General features: G+C 48.6%; 18 protein-coding genes. 8 read left to right on the top strand and 10 right to left on the bottom strand.

Translation table 11 applies throughout. The annotated features are described in order from the left end of the window. Positions 1 to 15: 15 nt before the first annotated feature. The gene (locus tag MKQ68_RS21930; RefSeq protein WP_264280952.1) at positions 16 to 966 is read right to left on the bottom strand and encodes a UDP-3-O-(3-hydroxymyristoyl)glucosamine N-acyltransferase; all 951 of its coding nucleotides are present in this window, start codon (positions 964 to 966) and stop codon (positions 16 to 18) included. A gap of 467 nt (positions 967 to 1,433) precedes the next feature. Then, the gene (locus MKQ68_RS21925; RefSeq protein ID WP_264280951.1) at positions 1,434 to 2,081 is read right to left on the bottom strand and encodes a Crp/Fnr family transcriptional regulator; all 648 of its coding nucleotides are present in this window, start codon (positions 2,079 to 2,081) and stop codon (positions 1,434 to 1,436) included. Positions 2,082 to 2,337: 256 nt separating this feature from the next. Between MKQ68_RS21925 and MKQ68_RS21920 the strand changes: the two genes are divergently transcribed. The 7 genes from MKQ68_RS21920 (at position 2,338) to MKQ68_RS21890 (ending at position 8,010) form a co-directional block, all read left to right on the top strand. Then, on the top strand, positions 2,338 to 2,928 hold the full coding sequence (locus MKQ68_RS21920; protein ID WP_264280950.1) for a pseudouridine synthase: 591 nt from the start codon (positions 2,338 to 2,340) through the stop codon (positions 2,926 to 2,928). Positions 2,929 to 3,001: 73 nt separating this feature from the next. After that, entirely contained in the window at positions 3,002 to 3,877 is an 876-nt protein-coding gene (locus MKQ68_RS21915; protein WP_244836310.1) for a YicC/YloC family endoribonuclease, read from the top strand. Then, positions 3,867 to 4,373: a gliding motility lipoprotein GldH gene (locus MKQ68_RS21910; RefSeq protein WP_244836309.1), complete on the top strand. Its 507-nt coding sequence runs from the start codon at positions 3,867 to 3,869 to the stop codon at positions 4,371 to 4,373. The genes MKQ68_RS21915 and MKQ68_RS21910 overlap by 11 nt, the downstream gene beginning before the upstream one ends. Further along, positions 4,370 to 5,386, top strand: a complete 1,017-nt coding sequence (locus tag MKQ68_RS21905) for a sensor histidine kinase (protein WP_264280949.1) — start codon at positions 4,370 to 4,372, stop codon at positions 5,384 to 5,386. The genes MKQ68_RS21910 and MKQ68_RS21905 overlap by 4 nt, the downstream gene beginning before the upstream one ends. Before the next feature lie 69 nt (positions 5,387 to 5,455). Further along, complete coding sequence (locus tag MKQ68_RS21900) at positions 5,456 to 6,166, top strand: response regulator transcription factor (protein WP_264280948.1); 711 nt, start codon at positions 5,456 to 5,458, stop codon at positions 6,164 to 6,166. A 240-nt stretch (positions 6,167 to 6,406) separates the two neighbouring features. Beyond that, positions 6,407 to 7,207, top strand: a complete 801-nt coding sequence (locus MKQ68_RS21895; RefSeq protein ID WP_264280947.1) for a sensor histidine kinase — start codon at positions 6,407 to 6,409, stop codon at positions 7,205 to 7,207. Between the two features lie 56 nt (positions 7,208 to 7,263). Next, on the top strand, positions 7,264 to 8,010 hold the full coding sequence (locus tag MKQ68_RS21890; protein WP_244836304.1) for a LytR/AlgR family response regulator transcription factor: 747 nt from the start codon (positions 7,264 to 7,266) through the stop codon (positions 8,008 to 8,010). On the opposite strand, the gene MKQ68_RS21885 is transcribed toward MKQ68_RS21890, so the two are convergent. The 3 genes from MKQ68_RS21885 to MKQ68_RS21875 all read right to left on the bottom strand — a co-directional run bounded on the left by MKQ68_RS21885 (position 8,005) and on the right by MKQ68_RS21875 (position 11,587). Further along, positions 8,005 to 8,772 (bottom strand): tetratricopeptide repeat protein, encoded by a 768-nt coding sequence (locus tag MKQ68_RS21885; RefSeq protein ID WP_244836303.1) that lies wholly within the window; start codon positions 8,770 to 8,772, stop codon positions 8,005 to 8,007. The two genes, MKQ68_RS21890 and MKQ68_RS21885, sit on opposite strands and share 6 nt — an antisense overlap. A 23-nt stretch (positions 8,773 to 8,795) precedes the next feature. Continuing rightward, entirely contained in the window at positions 8,796 to 10,760 is a 1,965-nt protein-coding gene (locus MKQ68_RS21880; protein WP_264280946.1) for a BatD family protein, read from the bottom strand. Positions 10,761 to 10,882: 122 nt separating this feature from the next. Continuing rightward, on the bottom strand, positions 10,883 to 11,587 hold the full coding sequence (locus MKQ68_RS21875) for an SDR family oxidoreductase (RefSeq protein WP_264280945.1): 705 nt from the start codon (positions 11,585 to 11,587) through the stop codon (positions 10,883 to 10,885). 90 nt (positions 11,588 to 11,677) lie between these two features. Between MKQ68_RS21875 and MKQ68_RS21870 the strand changes: the two genes are divergently transcribed. Further along, entirely contained in the window at positions 11,678 to 12,370 is a 693-nt protein-coding gene (locus MKQ68_RS21870) for a YjjG family noncanonical pyrimidine nucleotidase (RefSeq protein ID WP_264280944.1), read from the top strand. Between the two features lie 71 nt (positions 12,371 to 12,441). Here MKQ68_RS21870 and MKQ68_RS21865 read toward each other — a convergent pair whose 3' ends face one another. The 5 genes from MKQ68_RS21865 to MKQ68_RS21845 form a co-directional block, all read right to left on the bottom strand. Then, entirely contained in the window at positions 12,442 to 12,645 is a 204-nt protein-coding gene (locus tag MKQ68_RS21865) for a hypothetical protein (protein WP_244836298.1), read from the bottom strand. Between the two features lie 55 nt (positions 12,646 to 12,700). Further along, positions 12,701 to 13,357 (bottom strand): phosphatidylserine decarboxylase family protein, encoded by a 657-nt coding sequence (locus MKQ68_RS21860; protein WP_264280943.1) that lies wholly within the window; start codon positions 13,355 to 13,357, stop codon positions 12,701 to 12,703. 79 nt (positions 13,358 to 13,436) lie between these two features. After that, entirely contained in the window at positions 13,437 to 14,312 is an 876-nt protein-coding gene (locus MKQ68_RS21855; RefSeq protein WP_264280942.1) for a phosphatidate cytidylyltransferase, read from the bottom strand. A 36-nt stretch (positions 14,313 to 14,348) separates the two neighbouring features. Beyond that, positions 14,349 to 14,591, bottom strand: coding sequence for a putative signal transducing protein (locus MKQ68_RS21850; protein ID WP_264280941.1), 243 nt, complete (start codon positions 14,589 to 14,591; stop codon positions 14,349 to 14,351). A gap of 2 nt (positions 14,592 to 14,593) precedes the next feature. Further along, positions 14,594 to 15,481, bottom strand: a complete 888-nt coding sequence (locus tag MKQ68_RS21845) for a CPBP family intramembrane glutamic endopeptidase (protein ID WP_264280940.1) — start codon at positions 15,479 to 15,481, stop codon at positions 14,594 to 14,596. Between the last annotated feature and the right edge of the window lie 156 nt (positions 15,482 to 15,637).

Here is a 15,637-nt window from a genome sequence, read left to right as displayed (position 1 = left end):
CGTCGGGTATCGTTATTAGGCTTTCGCCTGGGTAATTCTTTCCCATATTTCAGGGATGCGTTTGATCCAGGCAAGTTCTCTCTTTTTGGTTTTGGCATCTTCCGCCGGGTAGCCGAAGTATACTTTGCCACCTTCCAGCGAGCTGGGTACACCGCTTTGTGCAAGTACCACTGCATTCTTTCCAATAGTAAGGTCTTTGGATACGCCTACCTGTCCCCACAGGATCACGTTATCTTCTATGATAGCTTTACCACCAATGCCTACCTGCGCTGCGAACAGGCAGTTTTTACCGATCACCGCACCGTGGCCAATGTGGATCATGTTGTCCAGTTTTGTACCGCGACCAATAATCGTATCGCCGCTTACACCTTTGTCGATCGTGCAGCCGGCGCCGATTTCCACATCGCTCTCTATGATAACGCGGCCGCAACTTTCCAGTTTATCGTACATCACTTCGCGGTCGGCGCGTTTCTTGAAGTAAAAAGCGTCGGCACCAATGACGGTACCTGCCTGGATGATGACGTTGTCGCCTATAACGGTATGATCGTAAATGGTTACGTTCGGATGGATCAGGCAGTTTTTACCGATGCGTACATGGTGACCCACGAATACATTCGGTTGCAACACAGTGCCTTCCCCGATAACTGCGGTATCGCTGATGGGCGTATGTGCCGCAACAAAAGGACGGAAGCGTTTTACCAGGCTAACGTAAGCGCTGAACGGATCGTTGGTGACCAGCAATGCCTTACCGTCCGGGCAATCGATCTTTTTGTTGATAATGATGATGGTGGCTGCCGAATTAAGGCTGGCGCTATAATACTTTTCGAAGTCAACGAAAGAGATGTCGCCTTCCGTTACCTTATGTATCTCGTTGATGCCGGTTGCCTGTAAACTACTGTTCCCTACAAGCTCTGCGCCTATCAGCGCAGCTATTTCCGTAACCGCGATCGGTGATTCAAACTTCATAAGACTGTTGTTAAGTGGGACAAAGTTATGGAATTACTCTACGCTGATCATAACACATATTTGCGCCGAGTCGCCATACTGTTATCCACAAATTTTTTTTATCTGTGAATAAAATTTTTTGCAAATTTTTTCTTTTGTCATGAAATTCTTTTTAATATTGTGTAGGGAATTTTTTTCCCTGTACTTACTAACCCATTCACATAACAAGAAAGTCTGATTGTTCCAACGGTCAGACTTTTTTAATTCTCCCCGGAAACGCTTTATTCACGCAGCTTTCAGCCTTTTACACTGATATCGTTTTAATGCAGGTACAGCGCATCGTCATCACAAAATATGCGTGCAACGTCTATCATGTCGTTTGGTCGTACGGCTCGGTTCAAATCATAAAAAGGAACAACCGGCGGTTTTAAACCGGTAAATGTGGGTCAAACTTTAAGAATTGTTTGGAAGTTGAAAGCTTGCTTACGCTAATCCTGCAGGTTGGCCATCTTGATCAGCTGTGCTAACTGCAAAATGCGAATCTTTTTTCCGGATAAGTCGATTACTTTTTCCTTTTTAAACTCGCTAAGCAGTCGAATGGCCGATTCTGTTGCGGTGCCTACCAGGTTAGCAATTTCCTCCCTCGAAAGTGTAACGTTAATGGTTTGTTCATCTTCCTCCAGGCCGTAGGTTTCTTTAAGGGTAAGCAGTGTCTCGGCCAGGCGTTCTCTCACCGGTTTTTGAGCGAGATGAGTGATCTTGGTTTCGGCTCTCCTCAGTTCGCTGGTGAGTATCTGCAACATACGCAGCGCCAGCGACGGATCCTTTTGAAGGATGCGTTCAAATATCTCTCTCGGAATGAAACATACTGCACTATCTTCCAGCACTACCGCGGTAGCGGTATAAGTTTCATTACTGATGAGTGCTTTGTAACCGATTAAGTCGCCGGGTTTGCAGAGGCGAATGATTTGCTCGCGACCATCGTCGCCGCTATGCGTAAGTTTTATTTTGCCGGTGTTGATGGCGTAAATACCGTAAGGATGACTGCCTTCCTGGAAAATGATCTCGCCACGTTTGTAAACGGTACATTTCTTCGCCGCTGCCAATGCCGAAGTGTGTTCATCAGACGCGGTCACAAACACATCATTCAATCGTTTATTGCAATATTGGCACGCGATATTTTCCATTATCATATTCAGGTCGCTCCCCCCGGAATGGTATGGGATGCCGCGAAATTACTAAATAACGGCCCCTCCACCAAGGCATTTGGGGCTTTTCCCGTTTTTACCTGTAGTGTAGCGGGTTGGGCTTTAGTATATTGAGATGGATAGCCTTGCATACCATCCACGCATCAGTTCAAAAAAGCGCTACTTTTGCCTTTTGCATTCAACTATGGCGCTTCGCTATTTCATCGTATACAAACCATTCCAGGTACTTACCCGCTTCGGTCGCGAGGGCGATAAACAGGTGCTGGCCGATTACTTTAATGTACCGAAAGATGTTTACCCTGTCGGTCGCCTCGACTACGACAGTGAAGGACTGCTCATTCTCACCAACGACAAAAACCTGAACCATCGCCTGCTCGACCCGAAGTTTGGGCATGAGCGGGAATATTGGGTGCAGGTAGATGGTGCCGTTACACCGGAAGCCGTGCAGCAGTTGCAGCAAGGCGTTACGATCAACATCGATGGTAAGGACTACCGGACGCGTTCCGCCGGGGCCTCCCTGTTTGAAACAGACCCGGTTGTGCCCGATCGCCATCCGCCCATCCGTTTCCGCAAAAGCATCCCCGCACCCTGGATCAAGCTGATTTTAAACGAGGGGAAGAACCGCCAGGTGCGCAAAATGACCGCTGCTACCGGGTTTCCCACGTTGAGGCTTATCCGTTACCGGATCGGCCGGCTGCACCTTGGCGGCATGCAGCCCGGCGACATGGTGGAGATGGAACGGCAGGAACTGTACGACGCCCTATTTTTGAAATAGCCGGTCTTCCAGATGCCCCGCCCTTTGCGCTTTGCGCTAATTTAACTAGGTTTGTTGCGTACAAACTTAGACTATGTTAAAATCCATGACCGGCTTTGGCCGTGCAGAGTTTACCCGGGACGATACCACCATCATCGCCGAAATTAAATCGCTGAATGGTAAACAGTTCGAGGTAAACTTGAAAATGTCTCCCCTGTTAAAGCCCTACGAGTTTGATATCCGCAACCTGCTGCAGCAGACGTTGCAGCGTGGCACCATCGATGCTACTATCAACATCAAACAAAACGGCGCCAGCCGCCCCGTGGTCATTAATTCTGAACTGGCTAAGTATTACCACAGCGCTATCACTTCCCTCGCTACCGAGCTGCGCCTGCCGCAGGATGATATGCTGAACGTGCTGATGAAACTTCCGGAAGTAGTAACACCGGCCACCGAACAAATCACCGAAAAAGAATGGCACGAAGCCGCAGATGTTCTCAAGCTCGCGATTAAAGAACTGGACGATCATCGTTTGGACGAAGGCGCGATGCTTGAAAAAGACCTGCTGCTCCGCATCGATAATATTATCGCTTATACTGAAAAGGTACGCGAACTGGATCCGCTGCGTAAAGACAAAGTACGCCAGCGCCTGGACAACCTGCTGTCAGAATATGTGGGTAAGGAAAATGTAGATGGCAACCGTATGGAGCAGGAACTCGTATTTTATTTAGAAAAGCTCGACATCAGCGAAGAACTGATCAGGCTGGAGAACCATTGCCGTTACTTTAAAGAAATGTTGAAGGACAATGATGCCGCCAAAGGTAAAAAGCTTGGCTTCGTGCTCCAGGAAATTGGTCGCGAGATCAATACGACCGGCTCCAAAGCCAACGACGCGGCCATTCAGCAATGGGTGGTAATGATGAAAGACGAATTGGAAAAAGCAAAAGAACAGGTACTGAATGTTTTGTAAGCGCAAAAATATCCCGCTGGCAGGCGCCGTATTAGGTTTGCTGCTATCCGTAGCGGCCTGCAAGCCGCCCAAGCTGGATACCTATGAAAAAAATGTGGAAATCCCTGGCAACGGCTGGGATAACACTTTCGTCCCCTTTTTTGATCTGAATATCGCCCCGGAAGACACGGGTTACTTTTATACGATCCACGCCAACGTTCGCCACCGCGACAGTTATTCGTTCAGCAACCTTTGGATGATGATAAGGATTACGTCGCCGGATAAAAAGGTGGATAGTCATCGTGTGGAGCTGCAATTGGCAGATGTAACCGGTAAATGGGCCGGTAGCGGTACCGACGATATTTTTGAACATCGGGTATTGATTAACAACCACGCCATTTTCGCTAAACCAGGATCTTACCGCTTTAGTTTTCAACAGAACATGCGGCAAAATCCACTGATGTCGGTGATGAACGTGGGCTTACGCATACAAAAAGATACGCTCAGGCTTAGATGAGAAGGATTTTTCATAAGCTGGAGAGCGGGAAAATGGTTACACCGGTCTACATCTTCCTGCTCATTTATACCATCATGGCGCTCGTTTGGTGGGGCGTGCTGCTATTCCGCCAAAGCGAACAAATTACCGGTTACGAACGCGAAAACCTTACCATGCGGGTGGACAGTCTGAAGCGTCCCATGGAATATCACCTGGCCGAACAGCAGATTGGGAAGAACGAGCGGCTACGCACGTTCAAGTTCCTAGGTGAAGGTGCTATCTTCCTGCTGATCCTGTTGGTAGGCGCCTGGCTCGTTTATCGCGCCATCCGCAAGCAATTAAAATTGCAGCAGCAGCAGCAGAACTTCATGATGGCAGTAACGCATGAACTGAAGTCACCTATCGCCGCCGCAAAACTGAACCTCGAAACCATCAGGAAACGTAAGCTGGACGAGGAAAAGCAACATAAGCTGATTGACAATACCATCCGCGAAACAAACCGCCTCGACCAACTTTGTAACAACATCCTGCTCGCTTCACAGTTCGAAAACCAGCGTAACCAATTGTTCCAGGAAAGTGTTAACTTCTCGGCACTGGTGCAGGCAGGGACAGATGAAATTCAAGCCAGGACGAACTCTCACATCATCAAGTCAGAAATAGAACCAGGCATTTGGCTGGATGCGGACAAGTTTATGATGCAGATCGTATTGAGCAACCTCGTGGAGAACGCGATCAAGTATGTCCCAAAGGGCACCGAGATCATTGTAAAGCTATTCGAGAAGGACCGGCTGCTGAAATGGCAGGTTATTGATGCTGGTCCGGGCATTCCATCTGACGAAAAGGACAGGATCTTTCAAAAGTTTTACCGCATAGGAAACGAGAATACCCGCAGTGCTAAAGGATCGGGACTCGGTTTGTACCTCACCAGGAAGATAATAGAACAGCATAACGGCACGATTGTAGTAAAGGATAACGCACCCGCGGGAACGATATTCGAGATCACTTTGGGCGAATATTCTTTACAAAGCGTATAGAAATTAACGAGTTGTCAGTATTTTTATACAGCCGCCCGCCCGGCAACCGCGGGCCAAATCATTCAGCATATGAAAGAAGCTACGAAAGCATCAATATTACTGGTAGAAGACGAGGAAAACCTCCAGGAAGCCCTGAAGCTGAACCTGGAGCTGGAGGGCTACGAGGTGACCGCTGTAGATAACGGCACCACTGCTTTGAAAGCTGTGAAGAACGAATATTTCGACCTGATCATCCTGGACATCATGCTGCCCGAAATGGACGGCATCGCTGTCTGCGAAAATATACGCATCCAAAATAACGAAGTTCCCATCCTCTTTCTAAGTGCCAAAAACAGCAGCGCCGACCGCGTACTGGGCCTCAAAAAAGGTGGCGACGACTATATGACGAAGCCTTTCAACCTGGAGGAGCTGCTGCTGCGCGTCGAGAAGCTGATCGTTAAAAACAAGAAAATACAGGATAAAGACAGTGTGCCGAACGTATACCGCTTCGGTAGCAATACCATTGACTTTGCGGCGCAGGAGTGTGTAGGTAAAGACGGCAAGCAACATGAGTTAAGTAAAAAAGAAACCATGCTGCTGAAGCTGCTGATCGAAAACAAAGGCGAAGTGGTAACCAGGGAAAAGATACTGCAGGTGGTGTGGGGATACAATGTTTATCCGACCACCCGTACCATCGATAACTTCATTCTTAACTTCCGTAAGTACTTCGAAGAAGATAGTCGCAATTCGCGCTACTTCCACTCAGTACGCGGGGTTGGCTATAAATTTACAGACGTTTAATGCAGGGGCTCACGAAGCCCCTTTTTTGTGCCTCCAAACCAGGCATTTGTTAATAGCTAAACCGGTTTACCCGATTAGCAGCCAAATATCTTGCAATAGCCCCCTTTTATATCGCAAATACCGCCCAATAATAATTGGCGGTTTTTTCCGCAGTCACGGCCCGTTATATTTACAAATATCTGAGGACCAAAACAGCCCCTGCAGTTACCGATTGTTGTGTTAGAATCAATAACTAATATCTTGAAAAATGCCAGCTGGCCTTATTGGGTAATTACCATATCCGGGGCAGCGGCCTTAATAAGCCTGGTTGTATGGCGCGAGCGTAAGTGGAAAGGAGCCATCCGCCGGCAACAGGAAGTGAAGCAGTCATGGCGCTCGCTGGAGCTGCACGCATTCCAGGCGCAGCTCGATCCTGCCTTCATCTTCAACAGCCTTAGCGCGATTCACAACTTTATTCTCACTACAAGCACCGATGAAGCCAGCCGCCACCTAATGAGCTTCGCAAAACTCATGCGCCTCACCATCGAAAACAGCCGCCGCGAGTGGATTACCCTGTCCGACGAACTGGAAGCGCTGGAGTTATACCTGCAGCTGGAACAATTGCGGTTCGGACAAAAGTTCACCTATCACATTAAGGTGATGAGGGACGTAGACCAGGAGCAAACGCTTATCCCTCCCTTTATCATACAACCCTACGCCCGGCACGCCATTTACCGGCGGTTGCTTATGCGGCAACAGGCAACAGGTGGCGTAATCAATATTGAAGTTGGGCGCACACTTAGCCATTTGTATATCCGCATGGAAGATAATGGTGCGCATCGTGCTGCCACCCTCACCCCGGAGCCAGGCAACGAAGGTGCCGACATCGCTGCGGAACGGATACAGCTCATGAACGTTCGCTACGATACCCACGCGGAGATCATTACCCGGCACCTGTATGACCAGCAGCGACGGGTAAGTGGCACTTATACCGTTATAACCCTGCCGGATACCTCGCAACAACCTGCCGCCGACGGACAAAAAATATTCGCCGCCAGCTAAATGCTCGCTTTACGGTATCTTTATCCTGGGTTTACATTTACGGTCCCCCTCTCCTTATGCAGGCAATTATAGTAGACGATGAACATCATTGCCGGGAAGTATTGCAGGTGCTCCTTCACAGGTATTGCAGTGATGTGGAGATTGTAGCGCTGTGCGAAAACGGGCAGCAAGGTCTCGCAGCTGTTGAAAAGTATCATCCGCAACTTGTGTTTCTCGATGTTGAAATGCCTGGTATGACTGGGTTTGAGATGCTTAAGCAATGCTCGTCCCGCGCATTTTCCATCATCTTTACTACAGCGTATAACCAATACGCAATACAAGCTATCCGCCACAGCGCGCTTGACTTCCTTTTAAAACCGGTCGATAAAGATGAACTGATAGAAGCGGTGGATAAAGCCCTGGCGAAACGTCACGATGGGTCGGACAAGCATGTGAACAACCTGATGCAATACCTGTACCAGCACATGCAGCCGAACGAGCGGCTCGCCTTTCCTACCATGGACGGATTGCGGATGTTGTCTGTAAAAGATATTACTTACTGTGAGTCAGATGGCGGCTACACGCGCATCTTTATGCAGCATGCGGAAAAGCCGCTTATTATTTGCCGCACGCTCAAAGAAGTGGAAGAGGTTTTAGGGGAGAAGGGGTTCTTTCGGGTGCACCACAGCTTTATGATTAATCTCGCCTATATGGATAAATACATCAAAGGCGACGGTGGTGAAATCATCCTTACAGATGGAAAAAATATTCCTGTTTCCCGGAACAGGAAACAGGAATTTCTCTTGCGTATTGAGAGACTATAACGTTTTGATACTTGATATCGGCACCCAGCCGCTTTTACCATCGGCCAGCGCTACTTTGTAATACGAGCCGGTACGCTCCAATACTTCCAGGCGGAAGCCTTCCTTTACTTCAAATACATCTTTACTGCTATCGTCCGGAGCGGCTTTGGCATGCGCGGAAGGTTGCATAACGATCGCGATACTTTGCGTGTGCGCGCGGTTGTACACCCAGGCGGCCATCACAAAATAACCGACGAACAATACAGCTGTTGCGTAGCTCACCAGTTTAAACACCAGTTGGCGATTACCAAATCGGTATATGCCGTAGAGGATGATGAGCAGCCAGAAAAGCACGATGGTGCCGACTGCCCAGCCATTCGCTGAATGAAGTTGCTGTGCATCGATCCACCATTTCTCGAAAAATAATAAAGGAAGGGCCTGAGCTGTGCTGCCCGTTTTTTGATTGGCCAGCGCCAGGTTTCTCGGTGCCGCTTCATTGGACGGATCAAGCTGCTGTGCTTTTTCGTAACTGTAAATCGCTTCGCCCATCGCGTTGCTGCGGTAGTAAGCGTTGCCCGCATTTACATAAAGTTCAGCAGAAAGGTAGCCTTCGTCAATCAGTTGTTGATATAAGGATGCAGCCTCTGAGTATTGCTGTTGTTTGTACAGTTTGTTTGCCTGTTCGAATCGTTGTTGAGGCGGGGTGGCCGCAAAAGTAACGCTGGCGACCAGGCTGGCCACCGCAAGCATAAGCGTACGGATATTCAGGATAGAGCGGTTCATAGCGGGTATTGGTTGATGCCTGCTTAGGCGATTACTTTTTTCAGATCGTCTTCCAGCTTGCTGATCACATCGATCGCCTGGCGATAGGTGTGCTGGCGAGACTGGCTGCTGCCCACCGGCGCGTATAACGCCAGCTCACAGTTGTCCAGTAGTTCAAACAGCTCCCTGGTATTGGCATCCTCCACTTTATCCTGCAACTTTTCCTGTACCAGCTGCTTGCTCAGTTCTGCCATAGGAATGCGAAGCTTATGGCTAAGATAACCCCAAACGGCGCGGGAAGTTTCCTCGTAAAACGCTTTGTCTTTTTCTTCTTTCAGATAACGGGCGGCCAGTTCCAAACGCTTCAGTGCCACCTTGTTAGCATTCTTGTGCTTCAACACACCTGCATTGCTGGCGCGATAAGCCTTGTTCCTGCGATAGAAGGCAACGCCACCATAAGTCAGCAGCGGCAACGCCAGCAGAGCCCAGAACAACGGTTTGCCAAACAGGTAAGGTGCCTGTTTAACCCAGCCTTTAACGGTCGGGTAAATGGTCGACAGGTCGTTGCGGCCAAGGTTGCTGTAGTCCTGCTTTTCGCGGTTGGCATTTTTACCAGCGCTTACCGCCAACGGAAAGTCGGTAGAGCGTAATACTTTATACTCGCCAGCTTTCGGGTCGAAATAGCTAAACTCTACGCCAGGCAAGGTTTGATTACCAGCTTCACGTGGCATAAAAATATATTCGAAGGTGCGCGAGCCGCTCAACGGATTACTGTTTTTATCGATGTTGTCGGTTACTTTCGGATCGAACGTTTCGAACGCATCGGGAACAGATACTTCAGGCGCCCGCATCAGGTTTACGTTACCCTGGCCGGTGATGGTCACTTTCACGGTTACCGCATCATCTGTACTTAAAGATTTTTTATCCGCTACTGCATTCATTTCAAAGTGGCCTACTGCGCCGGAGAAGCTTGCCGGACGGTTAGCTGCTGGCAAAGGCTTCACAGTTACCGTTACGGGATTACTTTTAATTTTATAAGGCACATCTTCATAAGTCACTTCCGGCCGGTTGAAAAAGTCGTCGAAGAAGGGATCATCAAACGGACTATTGCCGAACACGTCGCGATACATTGGATCGTCCAATTGCTGGTTGCGGCGGGTATTGGGACCAAGTTTCAGCAATCGCACCTGGTTATCCACTTCGGCGGGATCTAATTCAAGTGTACCGCTTTGCAACGGGAACAGCATGGTTTTGCGAATGGTAAACACTTTAAACTGAAGCCCGTTCACCGTTTCCACAGATGCCTGCGGCGGATTAGGAAGTTCTACGTCCTTTGCGGAAAAGCCTTTGAAGGCGGGTACCTTAGTTACGTTAGATGATGTGTTCAGCCGGGTGTAAAGCTTGTAAGTAGCGGTTACCTGCTCGCCTTCGTATACGTTTGTTTTATCTACTTCTACTTTTACAAAGATGTTTTTTCTGAGCTTCTCGTCTACGTTTTCTCCTTTGCGAAGAATGGAGGGCGAGTCATCCGCACCGACTGCCGGTCTGCGCCCATAGTTAGGTTGTTGTGGTTGTTGTTGCGGTTGCGGCAGGTTATTCCGGTTGCTGCCAGCGCCCTTTGTTACCTCGATAGTTACCGGGTTGGAGCGGCGATTTACCCCATCCACACGCGCCACTGCGCCTGCGATAGTAAAGTTGCCCACCCGTTTAGGACGCAACAGGTAAATAAGCGCCACCATCTCACTGCGTTTGCCATTCACAATGGAAGTGCTGGTGGATTGCATGGGCCCTTGTACCACATCAAAATCTTTAAAATCGGGAGGAGCCACCTGTGAAAGGTTGGTCGCGTTTTCGAGGACAAACTGTATCTGGACATAATCATCCGTAGTTACAGTGGTGCTGCTTACCTGGGTGATAAAGCGAAACTCCTGTGCCATTGCCACGATGGCAGTGCAACAGACCAATAGTGTTAAGATACCTTTTTTAGCTATCCGGATCATATAAATCATCAAAAACAAATTTAACCAAAGCCTTCCCCCTAAAATATTAAGAACAAGTTAAAAGTAAGTTAAAAATAAAGGCTTGAATAACTCGTTAAGTCAATACAGCAAAGGGTTTCAGCGATGTGGGCCTAACTGATGTCGCCCAGCACCGGTCGCAGCAGGATGTCTTCCACCACGGTTTGGGTGGCGAGGGAATAGGCACTCCAGATGATTGTTGCAATATCTTCCGGCGGCATCATACGGTCGGGCGGTGCGTCAAAACCTTCCCACGACGCGGTTAACGTGGGGCCGGGGCTGATAGCAGTTACCTTAACGCGGTGAGGCTTCAGTTCTTCCCGCAGGTTTTGAGAAAAGCCGAGCAGTGCATATTTGGTGATGCTGTATGACCCGCCGTTCGGATAAGCTTTATGGCTCGCAGTGGAGCAAAGGTTGAATATATGTCCCTTCTTGCGGGCGATCATCGCCGGTAATAATGCACGGGTAAGATGGTAGGCGCTGTAAACGTTCACTTCCATCATCTTTTCAAAATGGCCGTCCGCTTCTTCATGCAGCGCGCCTGGCACAAATATGCCGGCATTGTTTACAAGGATGTCTACTACACCTAATTGTGTTTCAATTTCGCGGGCAAAGTCCAGCACGGCGCGCTTATCGCCCATATCCATGGCGAAAGCGATCACCTTTACCGAGGGCGACTGGCTGCGGATGGCCGCGGCCGTTTGATCCAGCGTTTCCTTATTACGGGCGCAAATGGCCACATTAAACCCCTCACGCGCAAGCCTTTCGGCTACGGCTTTGCCAATACCTTTGCTGGCTCCTGTAATGACTGCGTTCATAGTATGCTCAAACGTTTTTAACAGGATAAAAATAAATCCTTTGGCATACTTGTGCTAATTTTGTTCATCGCGTTACGTGAAAGTAGGACCATGAAGTATAAACATATTTTTTTCGACCTGGACCATACACTCTGGGATTTTGAAACCAATGCCACCCAAACCTTGCAACGGCTGTACGAGCTAAATACCCTGTGCGACCGTGGCATCAGCTCCTTCGACGATTTTTACGCCCGTTATTCCGTGCACAACGAACGCCTGTGGGATCGCTTTCGCAAGGGCTTTATCAACAGGAAAGAATTACGCTTCAAGCGCTTCTGGCTTACGTTTTTAGAGTATAAAATAGCGGACGACAAGCTTTGCAACCTGATGAGCGAACAGTTCCTGGAGTTGTTGCCTACGCAAACGGCCCTGTTTCCGTACGCGATAGAGGTGCTCGACTACCTGGCGGCCAAAAACTACCCGCTTCACCTTATCACGAATGGTTTCGAGGAAACGCAGCACCTCAAAATGAAGCATGCCGGTATTCACCACTACTTTACTCATGTAATTACGTCCGAATCTGCCGGCAGCCTTAAGCCACACCGCGAAATATTCGATTATGCGATGGCAAAAGCCGGCACTACTGCGGCGGAAAGCATTATGATCGGCGATACGCTGGATGTTGACATTTTAGGCGCGCAAAACGTAGGCATGGACCAGGTGTACTTCGGTCCGGCGAAGGCCTCGCCTGTGGTGCCAACCTATTCTATTGCGTGTTTGAGTGAGTTGAAGAAGATATTATAACGATCATTACGCCACAAAATAAAAAGCGCTACCCTTACAGGCAGCGCTTTTTCAATTATAGCATACAGTTTTTAACTTTTTTGTGCCGGAGCCACTGGTTTGGCTGCCGGTTTCGCCGTCCTCAGCGCTGCGGCTTTGGTAGGCTGTGTACAGCAGGATTTGCCGTTGGCAGTGGGTTTGCATTTCTCTTTAGGCTGATCCTTTTTCTTGTCCTGCGCAACCACCATAGTGGCGGAAAGAAGAGTGATGGCGGTGAAAGCAAATACTTTTTTCATCCTTGCTGGTTTATTTAAAGATAAGACTTTAAAATGTAAGGAACTGTTAAAAACATTAGGCGAGTGTAGCAATCACCGTTTGGCCGTTACGCACCGTTTCATTGAGTGCTACGTTTACTTTCGTGCCGATAGGCAGGTAAAGGTCTACGCGGGAGCCGAATTTGATAAAGCCCATTTCGCTATTCTGCTGCACTTTCATACCGGCTTTCATATAGTTTACGATCCTGCGGGCCAGCGCACCTGCAATCTGGCGAACCAGGATCTCCGTTTTGCCGTTGTTGATTACCACCGTGTGGCGCTCGTTCTCGGTAGAAGATTTAGGATGCCAGGCCACCAGGTATTTACCGGCGTGGTACTGCGACAGCTTAATTTCTCCGCTGATAGGATTGCGGTTAACATGCACGTTTGCCGGACTCATAAAAATGGACACTTGCAGGCGTTTGTCCTTGAAGTACTCCGCTTCGTAAGTTTCCTCAATTACCACCACTTTACCATCGGCCGGGGCGATAATGAGGTTCTCATCTGCCTTAAACACCCTGCTGGGTACACGGAAAAATGAAATGATGAATAGCCAGAACACGATGGACACGATCAGCAGGCCCCAGGTTACAACGGGATAGTCTTTCGTGAAATAGTACACAAAGCCGTTAATCACTGCCAGTGCCAGTAAAGTCAATAGAATTGTTGCCGATCCTTCGCGATGGATTTTCATTTTAGTTTGATTAATTATTAATTAGATATAAGATTTGTTATGCATATTGCTTCAAACCGAGGTACGAAGTTAATTATTCTCAGTGAAGGAAAAAGTAAACGTACAGCCAGGCAAATGGTGACGCCAGCAGCAGTGAGTCGAACCGGTCGAGGAAGCCCCCGTGGCCGGGCATCATGTTTCCGGAGTCTTTTACACCTGCCAGCCGCTTCAGTTTAGATTCCAGCAAGTCGCCGATAGTGCCGAAAATGGCTGCTATGCCGGCCAGTGCCAGCCAATGTTCGAAGGCCAATACACTTTTGCCCCAGTACCATCCGAATACCCCTGCCGTGGCCACTGCCAGCACCATGCCGCCTACTGATCCCTCCGTCGTCTTCTTTGGAGAAATGGAAGGGAAAAACGGCGTGCGTCCGATCAGGGAGCCTACGATATACGCCATCGTATCGTTTATCCAGATGAAAATGATCAATAACAGGGGCACCAGGTAGCCGATCGGCTGACCTGACGGAAGGCTGAACTGCAGCACATCGTTGAGCCGCATATCTACGAGCATACCTATTGAAACCGTTACGTATATCAGGCCCAGGGCCGAATAGCCCATGTTTTTGAGGGAAAACGTATTGTTCATGAGTATTTCGCCCAAAGGCAATACCATCAGAAACACGATCGCCAACGCCCAGCCGATAAAGCCCAGCGAGAACGAATCGCCGCCGAACTGGCCGCCGGAAAACGCCATCATAATACCGCAACTCGCTATCATAAGCCCATAGCGGTGCCAGGAAGATATTTGCTCATATTCCGGATCGATCTTGCGCACCAGCCGCAAATACTCCAGCAGCGCAAAAAAGTTAATCACAAAAAAGAGCAGGAAAAAGGTAAAGGAATTGTACAGGATGCCCCCTAGCATAATCGCTACAAAGAACAAGGCAGATATTGTACGGGTAATGAAGGTCTTCATTGAAAGGTTATAAGGCTATGTTAGTCCGCTGCAAAGCTAAAAATTGTTTTCAATGTTATCTTCTGCGGCTTCCCCTGCTTCGCGGATCAGCGTTTCGGCTGCTGCCTTCTGGGAAATGTGTACATACACTTCGCCCAACCCACCAAGCATTTGTTGGAATGCAGACGATTGTTTACTCAGGTAGATGGCGCTGATGCCGTTATCGATTAACATGCCTTTTACCATTTCGGCACGAAAGCCCTGGGGGCTGTCAAATACTTTAACCCAATCTTTCTCCATAGTTAGTTATTTTCAGTTGGGGCGAGGGCTGTATGCTTGTTGCTCCTGCGCATCATAAGGAACAGGGCCAGCACCACCGCACCGCTTAATGCTGTAATATACCACGAATAACTTTCATCGGTTTCGGTTTGTCCGCTATAAAATAATATGACACTTAAAGCATTATTGCAGAAATGGGCGATGATGGATAGCCACAGGTTGCCGCTGATCAGGTAGATGCATCCCAAGATAATAGAAAGTCCGAAACGCGGCAGGAAGGTCAGGAACTGCATATGTATGGCTGAAAATATCACCGAGGTGATAATTACCGCTACGAAGCCGTTACGTACAACTTTGGTAACGATCGGCTGCATGGCCCCCCGGAAGAACAACTCCTCGGCCAGGGCTGGTATCGCAGCTACCATTAACAGGTTAACGATGAGCGAGCCGACATTGGGCATGTAAAGCAGGCGTTTTGTTTGCTCCTCGGCCTCCTTTTCGAGGTTGACCAGTGTATCGCCCACCGGCCAGGATGCGTTCCATTCCATTAAAGCGGCCACCAGCGGCAGTGCACTGGCCATGATAAGCAGGGTAAAAACCAGATTATATATAGATGGGCCCTTCGCTAAGCCTGTTTCCTGAAAGGGCTGCGGGTAACACAGGTAAAGAAAAATGACAGCGGGCACAAGAAAAACGATGGTAGTATATAAAATTTGTGTTAATTTCAGATAGGGCAATAAGCTGGAATCCTTTTTAGCAGCAGCGTAGAGCGTTTCATACGTGTAGCCACCGCTGATAGACGGAAGTAACAATTGCATGACGGCAAAGTAGATCAGGAAGAATGCGATAAAAAAGCCGATTAGTGTTGCCAATTGTGCCGTAGCGGGTTGTTTATTAAGGAAGCCATTCATGATCGTTCTCAGTATAAATTTGTGTAAATTTACATTGTGTTTTCCAGTTGGCCTTCCCGTTGCTACATAAACACGTTTTTTCAACGGGCTCAGGTCGATGGGCTGTTACGGTTACAGGTATACTAAAACCATTTATTTTCCCTTAAGAAGCCGGTA

The sequence above is a fragment of the Chitinophaga horti genome (assembly GCF_022867795.2).
In the GTDB taxonomy this organism is placed as follows: domain Bacteria; phylum Bacteroidota; class Bacteroidia; order Chitinophagales; family Chitinophagaceae; genus Chitinophaga; species Chitinophaga horti.
Note: the sequence above shows the minus strand (reverse complement) of the source record. Positions and strands in the feature narration are given on the sequence as shown.

Coding starts and splice junctions, on each gene's coding strand:
- MKQ68_RS21890 (WP_244836304.1), top strand. CDS start 7,264: ATGCAGGCAATTATAGTAGACGATGAACATCATTGCCGGGAAGTATTG.
- MKQ68_RS21875 (WP_264280945.1), bottom strand. CDS start 11,587: ATGAACGCAGTCATTACAGGAGCCAGCAAAGGTATTGGCAAAGCCGTA.
- MKQ68_RS21845 (WP_264280940.1), bottom strand. CDS start 15,481: ATGAATGGCTTCCTTAATAAACAACCCGCTACGGCACAATTGGCAACA.
- MKQ68_RS21915 (WP_244836310.1), top strand. CDS start 3,002: ATGTTAAAATCCATGACCGGCTTTGGCCGTGCAGAGTTTACCCGGGAC.
- MKQ68_RS21865 (WP_244836298.1), bottom strand. CDS start 12,645: ATGAAAAAAGTATTTGCTTTCACCGCCATCACTCTTCTTTCCGCCACT.
- MKQ68_RS21860 (WP_264280943.1), bottom strand. CDS start 13,357: ATGAAAATCCATCGCGAAGGATCGGCAACAATTCTATTGACTTTACTG.
- MKQ68_RS21930 (WP_264280952.1), bottom strand. CDS start 966: ATGAAGTTTGAATCACCGATCGCGGTTACGGAAATAGCTGCGCTGATA.
- MKQ68_RS21880 (WP_264280946.1), bottom strand. CDS start 10,760: ATGATTTATATGATCCGGATAGCTAAAAAAGGTATCTTAACACTATTG.
- MKQ68_RS21910 (WP_244836309.1), top strand. CDS start 3,867: ATGTTTTGTAAGCGCAAAAATATCCCGCTGGCAGGCGCCGTATTAGGT.
- MKQ68_RS21850 (WP_264280941.1), bottom strand. CDS start 14,591: ATGGAGAAAGATTGGGTTAAAGTATTTGACAGCCCCCAGGGCTTTCGT.
- MKQ68_RS21920 (WP_264280950.1), top strand. CDS start 2,338: ATGGCGCTTCGCTATTTCATCGTATACAAACCATTCCAGGTACTTACC.
- MKQ68_RS21870 (WP_264280944.1), top strand. CDS start 11,678: ATGAAGTATAAACATATTTTTTTCGACCTGGACCATACACTCTGGGAT.
- MKQ68_RS21900 (WP_264280948.1), top strand. CDS start 5,456: ATGAAAGAAGCTACGAAAGCATCAATATTACTGGTAGAAGACGAGGAA.
- MKQ68_RS21905 (WP_264280949.1), top strand. CDS start 4,370: ATGAGAAGGATTTTTCATAAGCTGGAGAGCGGGAAAATGGTTACACCG.
- MKQ68_RS21885 (WP_244836303.1), bottom strand. CDS start 8,772: ATGAACCGCTCTATCCTGAATATCCGTACGCTTATGCTTGCGGTGGCC.
- MKQ68_RS21855 (WP_264280942.1), bottom strand. CDS start 14,312: ATGAAGACCTTCATTACCCGTACAATATCTGCCTTGTTCTTTGTAGCG.